Origin of the sequence: Mesorhizobium sp. M0048 (genome assembly GCF_040323405.1) — a bacterium.
GTDB lineage: Bacteria > Pseudomonadota > Alphaproteobacteria > Rhizobiales > Rhizobiaceae > Mesorhizobium.
On sequence record NZ_JAMYUV010000017.1, the window covers coordinates 25075 to 40157 of the forward strand.

At 63.1% G+C, this 15083-nt stretch carries 16 protein-coding genes and 1 pseudogene; 11 read left to right on the top strand and 6 right to left on the bottom strand.

Annotated features, from left to right (window positions below):
• Window positions 1-73: 73 nt before the first annotated feature.
• Together NKJ84_RS16535 and NKJ84_RS16540 are read left to right on the top strand one after the other, a co-directional pair.
• A complete protein-coding gene (locus NKJ84_RS16535) occupies window positions 74-823 on the top strand; it encodes a DUF1223 domain-containing protein (protein WP_352507393.1) in 750 nt (249 codons plus the stop codon).
• Window positions 824-1300: 477 nt separating this feature from the next.
• Window positions 1301-1687 (top strand): DUF2794 domain-containing protein, encoded by a 387-nt coding sequence (locus NKJ84_RS16540; protein WP_254817869.1) that lies wholly within the window; start codon window positions 1301-1303, stop codon window positions 1685-1687.
• 4 nt (window positions 1688-1691) lie between these two features.
• Here the strand turns inward: NKJ84_RS16540 and NKJ84_RS16545 are convergent.
• From NKJ84_RS16545 to NKJ84_RS16560, 4 genes and pseudogenes are all read right to left on the bottom strand, one after another.
• Window positions 1692-2260, bottom strand: a pseudogene (locus tag NKJ84_RS16545) (GNAT family N-acetyltransferase).
• Window positions 2261-2369: 109 nt separating this feature from the next.
• Complete coding sequence (locus tag NKJ84_RS16550; RefSeq protein WP_352507341.1) at window positions 2370-3149, bottom strand: Bax inhibitor-1/YccA family protein; 780 nt, start codon at window positions 3147-3149, stop codon at window positions 2370-2372.
• 219 nt (window positions 3150-3368) lie between these two features.
• Window positions 3369-5918 (bottom strand): ABC transporter permease, encoded by a 2550-nt coding sequence (locus tag NKJ84_RS16555; protein WP_352507342.1) that lies wholly within the window; start codon window positions 5916-5918, stop codon window positions 3369-3371.
• The gene (locus NKJ84_RS16560; RefSeq protein ID WP_352507343.1) at window positions 5918-6628 is read right to left on the bottom strand and encodes an ABC transporter ATP-binding protein; all 711 of its coding nucleotides are present in this window, start codon (window positions 6626-6628) and stop codon (window positions 5918-5920) included. Before NKJ84_RS16560 ends, NKJ84_RS16555 begins: the two co-directional genes overlap by 1 nt.
• 109 nt (window positions 6629-6737) lie before the next feature.
• Between NKJ84_RS16560 and NKJ84_RS16565 the strand changes: the two genes are divergently transcribed.
• The 4 genes from NKJ84_RS16565 to NKJ84_RS16580 all read left to right on the top strand — a co-directional run bounded on the left by NKJ84_RS16565 (window position 6738) and on the right by NKJ84_RS16580 (window position 8874).
• Window positions 6738-7382 carry an arylesterase gene (locus tag NKJ84_RS16565; RefSeq protein ID WP_352507344.1) on the top strand — a complete coding sequence of 215 codons (645 nt, stop codon included), beginning with the start codon at window positions 6738-6740 and terminating at the stop codon, window positions 7380-7382.
• 137 nt (window positions 7383-7519) lie between these two features.
• Window positions 7520-8116: an RNA 2',3'-cyclic phosphodiesterase gene (thpR, locus tag NKJ84_RS16570; protein WP_352507345.1), complete on the top strand. Its 597-nt coding sequence runs from the start codon at window positions 7520-7522 to the stop codon at window positions 8114-8116.
• Window positions 8117-8122: 6 nt separating this feature from the next.
• The gene (locus NKJ84_RS16575) at window positions 8123-8419 is read left to right on the top strand and encodes a 4a-hydroxytetrahydrobiopterin dehydratase (protein WP_254817876.1); all 297 of its coding nucleotides are present in this window, start codon (window positions 8123-8125) and stop codon (window positions 8417-8419) included.
• 92 nt (window positions 8420-8511) lie between these two features.
• The gene (locus NKJ84_RS16580) at window positions 8512-8874 is read left to right on the top strand and encodes a YkvA family protein (protein ID WP_352507346.1); all 363 of its coding nucleotides are present in this window, start codon (window positions 8512-8514) and stop codon (window positions 8872-8874) included.
• A gap of 142 nt (window positions 8875-9016) precedes the next feature.
• Here the strand turns inward: NKJ84_RS16580 and NKJ84_RS16585 are convergent, their stop codons facing one another.
• A complete protein-coding gene (locus NKJ84_RS16585; protein WP_352507347.1) occupies window positions 9017-9523 on the bottom strand; it encodes a methyltransferase family protein in 507 nt (168 codons plus the stop codon).
• 361 nt (window positions 9524-9884) lie between these two features.
• Between NKJ84_RS16585 and NKJ84_RS16590 the strand changes: the two genes are divergently transcribed.
• The 3 genes from NKJ84_RS16590 to NKJ84_RS16600 all read left to right on the top strand — a co-directional run bounded on the left by NKJ84_RS16590 (window position 9885) and on the right by NKJ84_RS16600 (window position 12334).
• Entirely contained in the window at window positions 9885-10391 is a 507-nt protein-coding gene (locus NKJ84_RS16590) for an invasion associated locus B family protein (RefSeq protein WP_023721899.1), read from the top strand.
• A gap of 261 nt (window positions 10392-10652) precedes the next feature.
• Entirely contained in the window at window positions 10653-11885 is a 1233-nt protein-coding gene (gene rlmN, locus NKJ84_RS16595; protein WP_352507348.1) for a dual-specificity RNA methyltransferase RlmN, read from the top strand.
• Entirely contained in the window at window positions 11882-12334 is a 453-nt protein-coding gene (locus NKJ84_RS16600) for a hypothetical protein (protein WP_352507349.1), read from the top strand. Before rlmN ends, NKJ84_RS16600 begins: the two co-directional genes overlap by 4 nt.
• 46 nt (window positions 12335-12380) lie before the next feature.
• Here NKJ84_RS16600 and NKJ84_RS16605 read toward each other — a convergent pair whose 3' ends face one another.
• Complete coding sequence (locus tag NKJ84_RS16605) at window positions 12381-13022, bottom strand: LysE family translocator (RefSeq protein ID WP_352507350.1); 642 nt, start codon at window positions 13020-13022, stop codon at window positions 12381-12383.
• A 167-nt stretch (window positions 13023-13189) separates the two neighbouring features.
• Here NKJ84_RS16605 and NKJ84_RS16610 point away from each other — a divergent pair, with 167 nt between their 5' ends.
• Both NKJ84_RS16610 and NKJ84_RS16615 read left to right on the top strand, forming a co-directional pair.
• A complete protein-coding gene (locus NKJ84_RS16610; RefSeq protein WP_352507351.1) occupies window positions 13190-14413 on the top strand; it encodes an argininosuccinate synthase in 1224 nt (407 codons plus the stop codon).
• Window positions 14410-15081: a hypothetical protein gene (locus NKJ84_RS16615; RefSeq protein ID WP_352507352.1), complete on the top strand. Its 672-nt coding sequence runs from the start codon at window positions 14410-14412 to the stop codon at window positions 15079-15081. The genes NKJ84_RS16610 and NKJ84_RS16615 overlap by 4 nt, the downstream gene beginning before the upstream one ends.
• The last annotated feature ends 2 nt before the right edge of the window (window positions 15082-15083 follow it).

The window sequence follows — 15083 nt, forward strand, 5'->3', positions numbered from 1 at the left end:
GTTGACTGACGCTTCTGCCACATATTTCGACAACCAGAACAAAGCCGGCGTCACCGGCGGGATCGGAACGGCCATGCCATCTCGAAGACCATTGCGGCTTGCGGCCCTTGCGCTGGCCCTCTCGGCGTTTGCCGGCGGGGCCCTTGCCGAGCCAACCGACAAGCCATTAGGCGTCGTCGAGCTCTTCACCAGCCAGGGATGCAACTCCTGTCCGCCGGCCGACGAATTCTTCGCCGAGCTCGCCGCCAAGGAGGACATCGTCGCGCTCGCCTATCATGTCGATTATTGGGATTACCTCGGCTGGCAGGACACGCTGAGCCGCAAGGAAAATACCGAGCGGCAATATGAGTATATGCGCGCCTTCGGCAGCCGTTCCGTCTACACCCCGCAAGCCGTCATAAACGGCCGCAGCCATGTCAACGGCGCCAGCCGCAAGGAAGTCGACGGCGCGCTGGCCCGCATGGAGAGGGTCGGCGAAGGCATGCGCGTCGGCATCAAAGTCAGCCGGACCAGCGATCGCGTCATGATCGATGCCGGCGACGCCGTGACCGGCCCCGCCGACGCGCATGTCGTCATCGTCTATTTCAACCCGCCACAGACGATAAAGATCGGCAAGGGCGAAAACAGCGGCCGCAGCATGACCTACTGGAACGCCGTCACCAGCATCCAGACCGCCGGCATGTGGCACGGCAAGGCGCAGCGCTACGAACTGCCGATGAGCGAGATCGCCAAGAAGGGCGGCTGCGCCGTGCTGCTGCAGTCAGTTGGCAAGGACGGCATGCCCGGTCCGATCCTGGGTGCAGCCTTTATCCGCAAGCCTTAAATAGAGCGCTCCCCTTCTTCCCTGTGGGAGAAGAGGATAACCGCGCTCAAGCCTCCGACGACAGCCTGTCTGGAGGGATCGCACCGCCACGGCTCCGGCCAATAAAAAACCGGCGTCAGCTTGCTTCTGACGCCGGTCATTTAGGTTTTGGGATCGTCGCACCCGATCTTTCCAAGGAAAAACCGAGGTTGGTTCGATCCGACGCAGACCCGTGGGCGGGGGGCTTGGGGTTTACGAGCCGGTGCCGGACCGAACCGTCTCAGGCAACACCGGTAAATTCGTCGGACATTGGGGCATGAGCACGGATAAAAAAAGGCAGGATTGTGGCGAAGCATCACCAATTCCAACAGGCGTTTCGCAAACGTGACTGGACGCTGCAGAAACCGCACGACGCTGCCCTTGCTCGGCCGGGCCTTGCAATTCGGCAACGAAAGCGCCAACTTTGGTCGGCGTACGATTCATTGCGAGGATCCAGGCATGACTGATCGCAGCAGCGGGATGGAGGATGGGGACGCATCCGCAATACTGATCCCGCTGCATGAGGCAAGACGCGAACGCCTCGACCAGCCGGTGCAGTTCGACCGGCGCGAACTGGACCAGATCCTCAGACTCTACGGCCGTATGGTTGCCGCCAATGAGTGGCGCGACTATGCCATCGACCATCTCGCCGACCGCGCCGTTTTTTCTGTCTTCCGCCGCACCAGCGAAGTGCCGCTTTTCCAGATCGTCAAGGATCCGAAGCTGGCGCGCCGGCAAGGCGCGTTCGCCGTCATCGCCGCCGGCGGGCGCATCCTCAAGCGCGGCCAGGAGCTCGGCCGGGTGCTTGGCGTGTTCGACCGAACGCTGAAGCTGGTCGAAGCGTAACCTCTTATTTTTGTTCGCGGAACTTCCGCTCGGGCAGTGACTGCGGATCGGGCGGGATCGACGCCCCGCCATTGATCGGCAACTGCATGAACACCGTGTCGAGCCAGCGTCCGTGCTTATACCCTGAGCCTTCCAGGCGGCCGGAATGACGAAAGCCGAGCTTCTCGTGCAACCGTACCGAGGCGCTATCGGGCCGGCCGTCGCCGATCACCGCGATAATCTGGCGAAAACCTGCCGCCTTGGCCGCTTCGATCAGCCCTTGCATCAAGAGCAGCCCGACGCCTTGCCCTTTGGCCTCGGGCGCGACATAGACGGAATCCTCAACGACGAAGCGGTAGGCCGGGCGCGGCCGGAACGCCCCGGCATAGCATAGCCGAGCACGCTGCCGGCCTTTTCCGCAACCAGATAAGGAAAGCCGCCCGCCATCAGGTTGTCGAAGCGCGCGCCCATCTCGGTGCGGCTTGGTGGCTCGAGTTCATAGCTGGCAGTGCCATTCGTCACCGCGTCGGCATAGATTTCCGTGATCCGGTCGAGATCGGCCGACGTCGCGGCCCGCAAGGTGATGCTGCTCATAATTTAGGCACGTCGTTCATCTGCCCCATATCACAGCAAAAGCCGGCACAAAAGAAAAGGGCGGCCATTGGGCCGCCCTTTCCACACTCCTGGTCCAGGAAAACCGTATTTAGCGACGGTCGCCCATGAACTGCAGCAGGAACATGAACAGGTTGACGAAATCGAGATAGAGCCTCAATGCGCCCATGATCGCCTTGCGGCCGGCGACATCAGTCTCGTCACCCTCGAAATACATCTCCTTGATGTTCTGCGTGTCGTAGGCGGTGAGGCCTGCGAAGATCAGCACGCCGATCGCCGAAACGGCAAAGGAAAGCGCCGACGACTGCAGGAAGATGTTGATCACCATCGCGATGATCAGGCCGACCAGGCCCATGACCAGGAACGACCCGAACGCCGAGAGATCGCGCTTGGTCGTGTAGCCGTAGAGGGACAGCCCGCCAAAGGCGGCGGCGGTGGCGAAGAAGGTCTGCGAGATACTGGCGGTGGTGTAGACCAGGAAGATCGACGACAGCGACAGGCCGACGAGGCCGGCATAGACCCAGAACGTCGTCTGTGCGGCCGAAACGCTCATCGACTGGACGCGGAACGACAGGAACATCACCGCTGCCAGCGGGGCAAAGATCACCAGCCATTTCAGCGGCGAGCCGAAGATCGCGTAGCCGAACGAGGTCAGCATCTCGCCGCTTGGCAACGTCGCGACCGCCGAGGCGGGATCGCTGGTCGTGGCCAGCATGATTGTGCCGACCGCGGCAAGGCCGGTGATGAGGAGGCCAAGCCCCATCAGATTGTAGACCTTGATCATGTAGGCCCGCAGGCCCTGGTCGATGGCAGCATCGACGCCGGCGCCGGGCACGGCGCGCGTCTGATAATTGCGAACGGGATCAGCCATGGAAATCCTCATATTGCTTCTGCCCCGTCCGGTGTCAGGTCCATTTGAACCCAGGCGCCGCTGGCGGGGCTCCAGCATGCCTGCGCCGAAATATGATGGTTCTTGGTGTAAAGGACAAGACCGTAACCAAACGTAATGCTCCGTGAAGTGCCAGAGATCCGGTTTTATTGGCCTTCCCGCCCGAAACATTAACGAGATTTAATCAAAACCGGCTCTGGCTCAAAGATTCCGCAGCACCGGCGCCGCCTTGTGGCCCAGCACCCGCCACGTGCCGGCAAGGCCGATGCCGACGGTGACCACCAGTGAAAAGCCGATGGTCGCCACCGCCACCTCGGGCATGAAGTGCGATGGCAGCGTCATGATGCGCGCGACGACGAACCATGCCGCTACACCGCCCGCCGCCAGTGCGAAGATCGCGGTGGCAAGGCCGATCAGCATGTATTCCAGCGAAAAAGCGGCGATCAGCGTTTTCCTGGTCGCACCCAGGGTCTTCAGCACCACCGCGTCGTGGATGCGAGCCCGGTTGCCGGCGGCGAGCGCGCCGGCCAGCACCAGCACCGAGGCGATCAACGCCACGCCCGCTGCCGCCCTGATTGCTGTGCCGAGTTGCGCCACCAGCCGGTTGACGATTTCGAGCGCGTCCTTGACCCTGACCGTCGTGACCGCGGGAAAGGCACGCGTGACGGCGTTGAGAAGGTGCGCGTCGTCGGCTGCCGACGCATTCGTCTCGGTCAGCGTAGCCAACCAGCCGTGCGGCGCCCCGGCGAATGTGTTGGGCGAGAACACCATGACGAAATTGATGCCCATGGTTTCCCATTCGACCTGGCGGAAATTGGCGATCTTGGCCGTGATGTTGCGGCCGAGCACGTTGACGGTGATGGTGTCGCCGAGCTTCAGCCCAATCTCGTTGCCTTCCTCGGCGGAAAACGAGACCAGCGGCTCGCCGGCATAGTTCTCCGGCCACCAGCTGCCCTCGGTCAGCGTCGCATTCTCCGGCAGCTTTGCGTCATAGGTCAGGCCGCGATCGCCGCGCAGCACCCAGGCGCCCTCGGCCGGAACCTTGACCTTGTCGACAGCGACGCCGTTGAGCGCCATCACCCGGCCGCGCAGCATCGGCACCTTGATCAGCCTGCCCTGCGGCGCCTCTTTGCCGACCAGCGCAGAGAAAGCATCGACGTCGCCGCTCTGGATATCGACGAAGAAGAAGTTCGGCGCCCGTTCCGGCAGGCTGCCCGAGATCTGCCGCCTGAGATTGCCGTCGATCAGCGCCAGCGTCACCAGCAACGTCAGCCCGAGGCCAAGTGACAGAACCACCGATGGCGTCAAGGCGCCTGGCCGATGGATGTTGCCGATGGCGAGCCTGAGCGCGGTCGAACGCACGCGCGGGCTTTTCTTCGCCGCCCACTGCACCAGCGAGCCGACGACGCGCAGCACCAGGAACGACAACACCGTGGCCCCAATGAAGATCGAGGCAATACGGCGGTCGCCGGAAAACAGGATCACCAGTACCGCCAGGAGCAGGGCGATGCCCAATGCCGCGGCGATGTAGAGCGGGTGGGGAAAACCGCGGCCCTCGAAACCCATTTCGCGAAACAGCGCCGTTGCCGGCACGTCGCGGGCGCGGCCGAGCGGAAGCAAGGCGAAAGCCAGCGTCACCAGCAGCCCGAACAGCGCTGCCATGCCGAGGGCGCCGGGATAGAACCCACCTTCCGCCGGCACAGGAATAACCGATTGGAGTGCGGCGCTGGCCGCGAACGGCATCAATGCGCCGAGCACCAGGCCCAGCGTAATGCCGAGGGCGGCGATCATCAGGATCTGCACCAGATAGACGGCAAAGACGAACCCGCCCGAAGCCCCTAGGCTCTTGAAGGTGGCGATGACGCCGCGCTTGCCGTCGAGATAGGCACGCACGGCATTGGCCACGCCGACGCCGCCGACCACCAGCGCCGTCAGCCCAACCAGCGTCAGGAATTGCGAGAACCGCTCGATGTTCGAGGACAACGCCGGCGCCGCGTTGCTGCGCGTGCGGATCGACCAGCCGGCCTGCGGGAACTCTTTTGCCGCCTGCTCCTGGATCGCCTTGATCTGTGCGTCGCCGGTGCCGCCGGGCAGCCGGACCCTATAGGCGTTCTCGACCAGGCTGCCCGGCTGGATCAGGCCGGAAGCGGCAAGCCCGTCGGTCGACACCATCAGCCGCGGCGCAAAGCCGAAGCCATCCGACACCGCATCCGGCTCGTTGACCAGCCTTGCACGCAGCTCGAATGTCGCGCTGCCGAGCTTCAGCCGGTCGCCGATGCCAAGATGTAGCCGCTCGAACAAGAGAGCCGGGGCGGCGGCGCCGAAGACGCCGGATTTTTCGCCGAACAGATCCTCTCGCGACAGCACCGGCTCAGTCTCCAGCGCGCCATAGAGCGGATAGGCGCCGTCGACCGCCTTGGCCTCGACCAGCGCCTGGTCGGAGCCGTCCTCGAGCCTGGCCATCGAGCGCAGGTTGGCACTGTGCGAAACCGCGCCAAGCCGGTCGACGAAGCTGCGTTCGGCTCTGGTAAGATCGCGCTGGTTGAGCTGGAAGCGGAGATCGCCGCCGAGCAGCGTCTGGCCCTGGTCGGCAACACCGGCGGAAATCGCTTGCGCCACCGAATTGACGCCGCCGATTGCCGCGACGCCGAGCGCGATGCAGGCAAGGAAGATCAGGAAGCCGGACAGCCCGCCACGCATTTCGCGCAGCGAAAACCGAAAGGCGAGCCTCAGTGTTTGCGACAGCGGCATCAGGCGGTCACCTTGCCGGCCCTGGTGGCCGGCTCAGGCGCGTCCTCGATCAGCCCCGACCGCATCGACACCTGGCGCGAGCAGCGCGCCGCGAGTACCGGGTCATGTGTGACCAGCACCAGCGTCATGCCGCGTTCCGCGGCCTTGGCAAACAGCAGGTCGGCGACGTGCCGCCCCGGCGCCTGGTCGAGATTGCCGGTCGGCTCGTCGGCGATCAGGATGCGCGGCGACGGCGCCAGCGCCCGGGCGATCGCCACGCGCTGTTGCTCGCCGCCAGACAATTCGCCGGGGTAATGGGTGACGCGATCGCTGAGGCCGACCGCCGCCAGCTCGCGCGCCGCCACGCCGAACGGATCGGCATGGCCGGCAAGCTCCAGCGGGACGGCAACGTTTTCCAGCGCCGTCATGTTGGGGATGAGATGGAAAGACTGGAATACGATGCCGATGTTTCGCCCCCGAAACGATGCGATCTGGTCTTCGCTTTTGCCGTTGAGCAGCTCGCCGGCAATTCGAACCGTGCCCGAATCGACCCTTTCAAGCCCAGCCAAAACCATCAGCAATGTCGACTTTCCCGAACCTGAGGGTCCAACGATGCCTGTCGCTTCGCCGCCCGCCACATCGAGGCTGACGCCCTTCAGCACATGGACCGAGGAGCCACCTTCACCAAGCGTCAGCGATACGTCTTTCAGCGAAATGACGGCTTCTTCCAAAATCAAATCGTCCTATATGGAGGATGAAGGCTAGAGCATCCGATGCTCGACAAAAGATGAAAACCTGCCTTCGCCAACAGATGTTCCTGGTTCATATGGGGCCTGCCGCATGGCTTTCAAACACACCTTTGCCGCAGCCTTCGCCCTTTTTCTCGCCGTTTGCGGCGCCATTTCGTCGGCGAGCGCCGAACCGTTCACCATTGTCGGTTTGGGCGACAGCTTGATGGCGGGTTATGGCCTCGGGCCAGGTCAGGGCTTCACCGAAAAGCTGCAGTCGGCGCTTCGCGCCAAGGGCTACGATGTCACGGTCGCCAATGCTGGCGTCTCCGGCGATACGACGAGCGGCGGCCTGTCACGGCTCGACTGGTCGGTGCCGGACGGAACGCAACTCGTCATCCTGGAGCTCGGCGCCAACGACATGCTGCGCGGCGTTTCGCCCGCCATAGCGGAAAAAAACCTGGACGCCATGCTGGCAAAACTGAAGCAGCGCAAGATCGCCGTTTTGCTTGCCGGAATGCGCGCGGCGCCCAATCTCGGCGCCGACTACCAGAAGGCGTTCGACGCAATCTTTCCGCGACTGGCTGAAAAATACGGCGTGCCGCTCTATCCTTTCTTTCTCGAGGGCATCGCTGGTCAATCCGTCCTGCAGCTCGAGGACGGCCTTCATCCGAACGCCGGAGGCGTCGACCGCATCGTCGAGGGTATGCTGCCCGGTGTGGAGAAGGCCATTGCAACGGTGCGGGGTAATTCCTGAAGGCGAGGGTTCGCCGCCGCACCACATTCCGTTGGGGAAGCTTTTAGGCAGCCCTGCGACCAACAAACCGCTTGCCCCGTTCGAATATCGATGATTCGCTAGGTGCAAGAGTTCGATTCGAGGACAGGAGGCTTCCCATGCCGCGTCTTTTTACCGCCCTCGAAATACCGCGTGATGCCGCTCTTTCGCTGTCCCTGCTCAGGGGCGGCCTGCCCGGAGCCCGCTGGATCGACGTCGAGAACTACCATCTGACGCTGCGCTTCATCGGCGATGTCGAGGGCCATGTCGCCGACGAAATCGCCAACGCGCTCGACCGTGTTCACCGCTCCTCCTTCCCGCTGACGCTGTCCGGCGTCGGCGCCTTCGGCCAGAAGAAGCCGCATGCGGTGTGGGCCGGGGTCGCCGCTTCGCCCGATCTTTCCGCATTGCAGGCCGAGATCGAGCGCATCTGCCAGCGGCTCGGCATCCCGGCCGACCCGCGCAAGTTCATGCCGCATGTGACGCTGGCCCGCCTGCGCAATTCGAGCCCGCTCGATGTCGCCCAGTACCTGTCGGCACGCGGCAATTTTTCGACGCTGCCGTTCCGGGTCGGCCGCTTCGTGCTGATGTCGTCGCGCGATTCGGTCGGCGGCGGGCCTTACGTCGTCGAGGAGGCCTGGCCGCTTTCAGGTGCCGACAACCGCGTCGCCAGCCGTTTGGTCGGCGCCGCCGACGCTTCGCGGATCATGCGGTAGGCGGATATGGCCAGGGAGAAACTAGCAAAAGAGGCGATCCGCGCCGAACTTGCCGGCCTCGAAGGCTGGTCGCTTGCCAAGGATGGCGGCTCGATCACCCGCACCTTCACCTTCAAGAATTTCTCCGAAGCCTTTGCCTTCATGACCCGCGTCGCCCTGGCGGCGGAGAAGATGGACCACCATCCCGACTGGTCGAATGTCTACAAGACGGTAAACGTGACCCTCAACACGCACGACGCCGGCGGCCTGACGGCGCTGGATTTCGATCTGGCCAGAAAGATGAACCGCTATTTCGGCGGCTGAGCCTAGCTACACCTTGCAGCGAGGTTCGGCTTTCACCACATTTTGCCTCGCGGTCATGCGTGAAGTCACGCGACGGCCGCAAGGAGAGATTAATGGCGCAAAAATCCGGTTTTGATTTCTTCGGCCTCGGCAGCAAGCCGGGCAACGAGAGTGACGTGCGCGACAAGTTCTGGCGTACGGCGAAGAAAGCCGCCCGTCATATCCCGTTTATGGAAGAGGTGGTCGCCGCCTATTACTGCGCCATGGACAAGAAGACGCCGCTTCGCGCCAAGGGCACATTGCTGGCTGCGCTCGGCTATTTCGTGCTGCCGACGGACGTCATCCCCGATTTCATGGTTGGGCTTGGCTTCACCGACGACATCGCCGTGCTGACCGCCGCGATCACAACCGTCAGCGCCCACATCACGCCCGCGCACCGGCTCGCCGCCAAACAGGCCATCGCCGACAAGAGCTGAGCCGGCACGGCGCAAAAAATCGCGCGAGACTTTCCGGCCGTCAAACCCACCGCCGCACCCGCGCCTTGTAGGCGCGATAGGCATCTCCGAACTTCCGCTCGAGATAGCGCTCTTCCGGCGCGATGACGCCGGTATTGATCACCTACAGCAGGGGGATGACGAGCGCGATAGCCCAAAGACTTCCGGCGGCGACGCCGAGGCCCAGATAAATGAGGGTCGCTCCCAGATACAAGGGGTTTCTGGTCCGCCGATAGATACCGTCGACGACCAGCGCCGTCGTTGGCAAGGTCGGTGGTATGTTGGTTCCAGCGGCCTGAAAGCGGCCCGCCGCCATAAAGAGGAACACGAAGCCGCACACCGCGAGCACGGCGCCGGCCAGATAGCGGGCGAGCGCCTGCCCGGCCATGACCGGGAGGGGCGCGAGCACCTCGAGCACGGTTGCCGCCGCCAGGAAGCCGAGGAAAATCAAAGGCGGTAGCGCAATGACCCCGGGAACGTCGGACGCGCCCGATCCGCCCGCCGCCTCTCCGCCATCCGACCGGGGCACCGCGCCGCTAGCCGCCGCGCGGACGGCGACACGAATGCCGAACACAATCGCCAGGACGACTGTGCCGCCCGCGAGGATCAGGACTGTCTCGGAAATGGCCATGGCCAAATCTCCCGTAAGCCGCCAAGGAGGGCACCCTGGCCGAGTGCCGTGGCAACGAACGCAGACATGGTACCGCCTGCAGGGAAATTCGTCACGTACCTCAAGAAAAGCGGGAATCGCCGCGAAACCTAGCTGCTTGAAAAGTCAAACTCTTGCCGTTTTCGTGGCCTCCAAGTCGCGGCAGGGACAGTGCGCCAGCCGCTTTTTCGGGCGGCAGCGCGAAGACGGCGGCGGTTTCCTGGCGTGAACATCCTTTTCTTAGGGAAATTCACCGTTTGGTAACCCAGATTAAATCAAAATGAAGCGACGGGCAGGACGCCGAGCCGGCCTGCCGCCGCACCAGTGGAATACGGGAAAAGCGATGCGCGGATTGATTGCTATAGTTTCCAGCCTGGCCCTGGTGGCCCTGACGGCGCCCGCGCTGGCGCAGTCGGCCACCAAGATCGGCCAGCATAATGCCTGGGGCACCTACAGCTATCAGGCGTCGGGCGGCGGCAAGGTCTGCTATGTCCTGACCGTGCCAACCGACAAGCAGCCGCCGACGCTCGATCACGGCGACATGTTCTTCTTCGTCAGCCAGCGGCCGGGGCAGCAAGTGTCCTACGAGCCGCAATTCATTGCCGGCTATACCTTCCAGGAGGGTTCCAAGGCCACCGTCACCATCGACAAGAAGTCTTTCTCGATGTTCACGCGCGGCAAGTCGGCCTGGGTCGAGAACGCCGCCGAGGAGCCGGTGCTGATCGCCGCGATGAAGACCGGCACGGACATGAAGGTGTCGGCCAAGTCCGGCCGCGGCAACACCACCACTTACGTCTTCTCGCTGAAGGGCATCTCGGCGGCGCTGGCCTCGATCGCCAAGTGCAAGTAGGCGGTTAGGCGCGGTCTTCCCTTCCCTCCTTGTGGGAGAAGGTGGATCGGCGCGCAGCGCCGAGACGGAAGAGGGGTGTTGGACGGAACGCGGTCGGCGCCAAGCTGGAACACCCCCGACCGAGCTACGCTCGGGCCACCTTCTCCCAGGGGAGAAGGGAAGACCACCTGCATGACTCCGCCGCTAACCTGTGCTATGCGCCGCGCTTCATTTCGGGCACGATGCTGTACTCGGCCGCAAATCGCTTATATTGGCGCAACAATGACCCTTTCATTCGATCTCACCACTGAGGGCGCGCGTGACGCGTTGCGCACCCGCACGACGCCTGAAAAGCCGTCGCTGATCGGCCTGACGCGCGCCGAACTCGGGGCCGCCCTCGTCGCCGCCGGCATCGTGCCGGAGCGCCAGGCGAAAATGCGCGCCCAACAGCTCTGGCATTGGATCTATGTGCGCGGCGTTTCCAACTTTGCCGGCATGTTCAACATCTCCAAGGATCTGCGCGCCGCCCTTGACACGCATTTCACCGTTGCCAGGCCCGAGATCGTCGAGGAGCAGATTTCCTCCGACGGCACGCGCAAATGGCTGTTCCGCTTTCCGCCGCGCGGCGCCGGCCGGCCGGTCGAGATCGAGACCGTCTACATTCCCGAAGAAGGCCGCGGCACGCTCTGCATCTCTTCGCAGGTCGGCTGCACCCTGACCTGCTCCTTCTGCCACACCGGCACGCAGAAGCTGGTGCGCAACCTGACCGCCGAGGAAATCCTCGCCCAGCTTTTGACCGCCCGCGACCGGCTCGGCGATTTCCCCGACCGCGACACACCCGACGGCGCCATCGTGCCGGCCGAGGGCCGGAAAGTGTCCAACGTCGTCATGATGGGCATGGGCGAGCCGCTCTATAATTTCGAGGCGGTGAAGAAGGCGCTGCTGATCGCATCCGACGGCGACGGGCTTTCCCTGTCGAAGAGGCGCATCACGCTCTCGACATCGGGTGTCGTGCCCGAGATCTTCCGCACCGGCGAGGAGATCGGTGTGATGCTGGCGATCTCGCTGCACGCCACCAATGACGATCTGCGCGACCTTTTGGTGCCGATCAACAAGAAGTATCCGCTGAACGAGCTGATCGCTGCCTGCCGGGCCTATCCCGGCCTGTCCAACGCCAAGCGGATCACCTTCGAATATGTGATGCTGAAGGACGTCAACGATTCAATCGAGGACGCCAAGGCGCTGGTCAAGTTGCTCAAGGGCATCCCCGCCAAGATCAATCTGATTCCGTTCAATCCGTGGCCGGGCACCAACTATCAGTGCTCGGACTGGGAAACGATCGAGAAGTTCGCCGACTACATCAACAATGCCGGCTATGCCTCGCCGATCCGCACGCCGCGCGGCCGCGACATCCTCGCCGCCTGCGGCCAGCTCAAGTCGGACTCCGAGCGTATGCGCAAGGTCGACCGGCTGGCGCTGGAAGCGATGATGATCGCGGGGCATGGCGAGGTGTGAACCGCGTCGTCGCCTATCTGATCCGCTTCGCCGTCATCCTTGTCGGCTATGGCGTTGCTTCGCTGGCGGCAAGCGCCTTCCTTAACATCATGTTCCTGGCGTCTCTTGGGCTGATGACGGACGAGATTCAACCGGCGGCGCAGGCTTCGCTGTGGTTTTCAGTCCCCTTCGTCGGGCTGTTCGTCGCCTATTTCGCTTTCATGCCGGCGGCCATCGCCATCCTGGTTTCCGAGGTCCTTGGCCGGCGGGACTGGCTGTTCTATGCACTGGCGGGCGCGGCGGTGGCGGCGGTCTTCCTCGGCTTCGTCCACCAGACGGCCGATGCCAATTTCGAGGTTACCAACACCAGCGTCATGCTGGCGGTGATCGGCTGCGGTATGGTCGGCGGTATTTTCTACTGGCTGAGCGCCGGGCGCTCGGCCGGAAGCTGGCGCCAGATCAGCGCATGACCCCGAACCAAAGGTTCGGAAAGGATCATGGGCAAAATGAAAGTACCTATTTCGCCTGGGCCGTCAGGATCTTGAGCGCGAAGGCCGAAAAAACTCCGGCAAACAGATAGTCGACGACGCGGGTCACACGCGGGCTGGATTTCATCGCGGCCGAGAATTTTTCCGCCGCCAGCACCATCGGCGCCGTCACCGGGATTGCCAGCACGACGAACATCGCGCCGAGGAAGAACAGCTTTCCCGGCGCATTGGGGTCATGGGCGGAGACAAATTGCGGCAGGAAGGTCATGAAGAACAGGATGATCTTCGGGTTGAGCAGGTTGACCCCGAGCCCCGCGGCCCAGCTGCGGAACAGTGAGATCTGCGGCCCGCTCTTCTTCTCCGGTGAAAACGCCGACCCTTTTGTGATCGCCTGCCATGCCAGGAAGACCAGATAGCCGGCGCCGAAAATCTTCAGCACGAAGAACGCCATCGGCGAGGCGACGATCAGCGCCGAGACGCCGACCACCACCAGCGTGGTGTGAATCAGCGTGCCGCACAAGGCGCCGGTCATCGAGGCAAAACCGGTGGCACGGCCCTGGCTCAGCGTGCGCGAGACGAACAGCGTCATGTCAGGCCCGGGCGTGATCGCCAGGATGAAGGTGGCGATGGAGAACTGGATAAGCGTGGCACTGTCGGGGATGAAGGACATGGCTCGTCTCGTAGCGGCAAAAGACGGCGCAGCCATAGCGCAGGACCCGTGTGCTCGCCAGCCTCTGAGCGATACAGCATCTGGTCCAGCATCGTTCGTCCCTTGCGCTGGCCTAAAACGCCGTGATACCTCGCCCGCGAAGAACCCCTGTCGCGGAACTGCCCACCATGTCGAAAGCAAAAGCCGTCAAGAAAGTCGTGCTCGCCTATTCCGGCGGCCTCGATACCTCGATCATCCTGAAATGGCTGCAGACCGAGCTCGGCGCCGAGGTCGTCACCTTCACCGCCGATCTCGGCCAGGGTGGCGAACTGGAGCCGGCTAGGCGCAAGGCCGAGATGATGGGCATCAAGGACATCCGCATCGTAGATGTCCGCGAGGAGTTCGTATCCGATTTCGTCTTCCCGATGTTCCGCGCCAACGCCGTCTATGAGGGCAGCTATCTGCTCGGCACCTCGATCGCCCGGCCGCTGATCTCGAAACATCTTGTCGAGATCGCCAGGGAGACCGGCGCCGACGCGATCGCGCATGGGGCCACCGGCAAGGGTAACGATCAGGTGCGTTTCGAGCTTTCCGCCTATGCGCTGAACCCCGACATCAAGGTCATCGCACCCTGGCGCGACTGGTCGTTCAAGTCGCGCACCGACCTGATCAACTTCGCTGAGCAGCACCAGATCCCGGTGCCGAAGGACAAGAAGGGCGATGCGCCGTTCTCGGTCGACGCCAACCTTCTGCACTCCTCCTCCGAGGGCAAGGTGCTAGAGGACCCGTGGAGCGAGCCGCCGGAATTCGTCCACCAGCGCACCATATCGCCGATGGATGCGCCGGATGAGGTCACCGAGATCGAGATCGAATTCCTCAAAGGCGATCCGATCGCGCTCGACGGCAAGAAACTGTCGCCGGCGACGATGCTGGCGGCGCTCAATGATCTCGGCCGCGACAACGGCATTGGCAGGCTAGATCTGGTCGAGAACCGTTTCGTCGGCATGAAATCGCGCGGCGTCTACGAGACCCCCGGCGGCACCATCCTGATATCGGCCCACCGGGCGATCGAATCGATCACGCTCGACCGCGGAGCCGCCCATCTCAAGGACGAGTTCATGCCGCGCTATGCCGAGCTGATCTATAACGGCTTCTGGTTCGCGCCCGAGCGGCTGATGCTGCAGGCGATGATCGACAAGAGCCAGGAAGACGTTGAAGGCACGGTGCGGCTGAAGCTCTACAAGGGCAACGTGATTGTCACCGGCCGCAAGTCGAGGAAGACGCTCTATTCCGATGCGCTGGTCACCTTCGAGGACGACCGCGGCGCCTATGATCAGAAGGATGCCGAAGGTTTCATCCGCCTCAACGCGCTCAGGCTTAGGACATTGGCCGCGCGCAGCCGCACGGGTTGAGCCAAACACTATTCCAGGAAAACCCGGCGGAGACGCCGGGTTTCTATTTGGTATCCCTCGCGGGACGGAGGGATTCTGATAATGAAAACGCCATTTTTCTCCTGCTTGCGGCAGCCATCGTCTTTATTGGATGCCAGTCCTCGCAGGCGGCCTCGAAACGCGAGCAGAATCCAGACGGGTGCATCTCTGCTGTCCACCTGTGGAGCATCACGCTCAAGCACGATATCGCCTCTTTCATGGGCGTCTCGCAGGAGCACATGCCGGCCCTGTTCTGCCAGCGCCTTGCCGAAGGGGTGCGCACCGGACGCATCAGCTACTCCGACATAAACAGCCTGCAGCTAGATCAACCGACCGAAATCTGGATGGTCATCAAGGGCAAGTCAAAGGCGGCTGCTAGGGCCACCCCGGCGCCGCGGAACCCCAAATTCCGTACCTGCTCAAATGTTATCACCGGCTCCTTCGAGGTTGCCGCTTCCGAGAAATGCCCCTTGGGCGGCAGCTACTCGCAAGCTGCCGGAGTCCCGACGGTGATCGAGGGCAGGCCAAAGGCGGCTCCTTCAACGCCACGGAACTCCAAGTTCCGTACCTGCTCAAATGTTTACGCAGGCTCCTTCGAGGTTCCCGCTTCCAAGAAATGCCCATTGGGCGGCGGTTACGTGAACAATTGAGA

Coding starts and splice junctions, on each gene's coding strand:
- NKJ84_RS16590 (WP_023721899.1), top strand. CDS start 9,885: ATGCGCGGATTGATTGCTATAGTTTCCAGCCTGGCCCTGGTGGCCCTG.
- NKJ84_RS16555 (WP_352507342.1), bottom strand. CDS start 5,918: ATGCCGCTGTCGCAAACACTGAGGCTCGCCTTTCGGTTTTCGCTGCGC.
- NKJ84_RS16605 (WP_352507350.1), bottom strand. CDS start 13,022: ATGTCCTTCATCCCCGACAGTGCCACGCTTATCCAGTTCTCCATCGCC.
- NKJ84_RS16580 (WP_352507346.1), top strand. CDS start 8,512: ATGGCGCAAAAATCCGGTTTTGATTTCTTCGGCCTCGGCAGCAAGCCG.
- rlmN (WP_352507348.1), top strand. CDS start 10,653: ATGACCCTTTCATTCGATCTCACCACTGAGGGCGCGCGTGACGCGTTG.
- NKJ84_RS16540 (WP_254817869.1), top strand. CDS start 1,301: ATGACTGATCGCAGCAGCGGGATGGAGGATGGGGACGCATCCGCAATA.
- NKJ84_RS16575 (WP_254817876.1), top strand. CDS start 8,123: ATGGCCAGGGAGAAACTAGCAAAAGAGGCGATCCGCGCCGAACTTGCC.
- NKJ84_RS16610 (WP_352507351.1), top strand. CDS start 13,190: ATGTCGAAAGCAAAAGCCGTCAAGAAAGTCGTGCTCGCCTATTCCGGC.
- NKJ84_RS16550 (WP_352507341.1), bottom strand. CDS start 3,149: ATGGCTGATCCCGTTCGCAATTATCAGACGCGCGCCGTGCCCGGCGCC.
- NKJ84_RS16565 (WP_352507344.1), top strand. CDS start 6,738: ATGGCTTTCAAACACACCTTTGCCGCAGCCTTCGCCCTTTTTCTCGCC.
- thpR (WP_352507345.1), top strand. CDS start 7,520: ATGCCGCGTCTTTTTACCGCCCTCGAAATACCGCGTGATGCCGCTCTT.
- NKJ84_RS16535 (WP_352507393.1), top strand. CDS start 74: ATGCCATCTCGAAGACCATTGCGGCTTGCGGCCCTTGCGCTGGCCCTC.
- NKJ84_RS16585 (WP_352507347.1), bottom strand. CDS start 9,523: ATGGCCATTTCCGAGACAGTCCTGATCCTCGCGGGCGGCACAGTCGTC.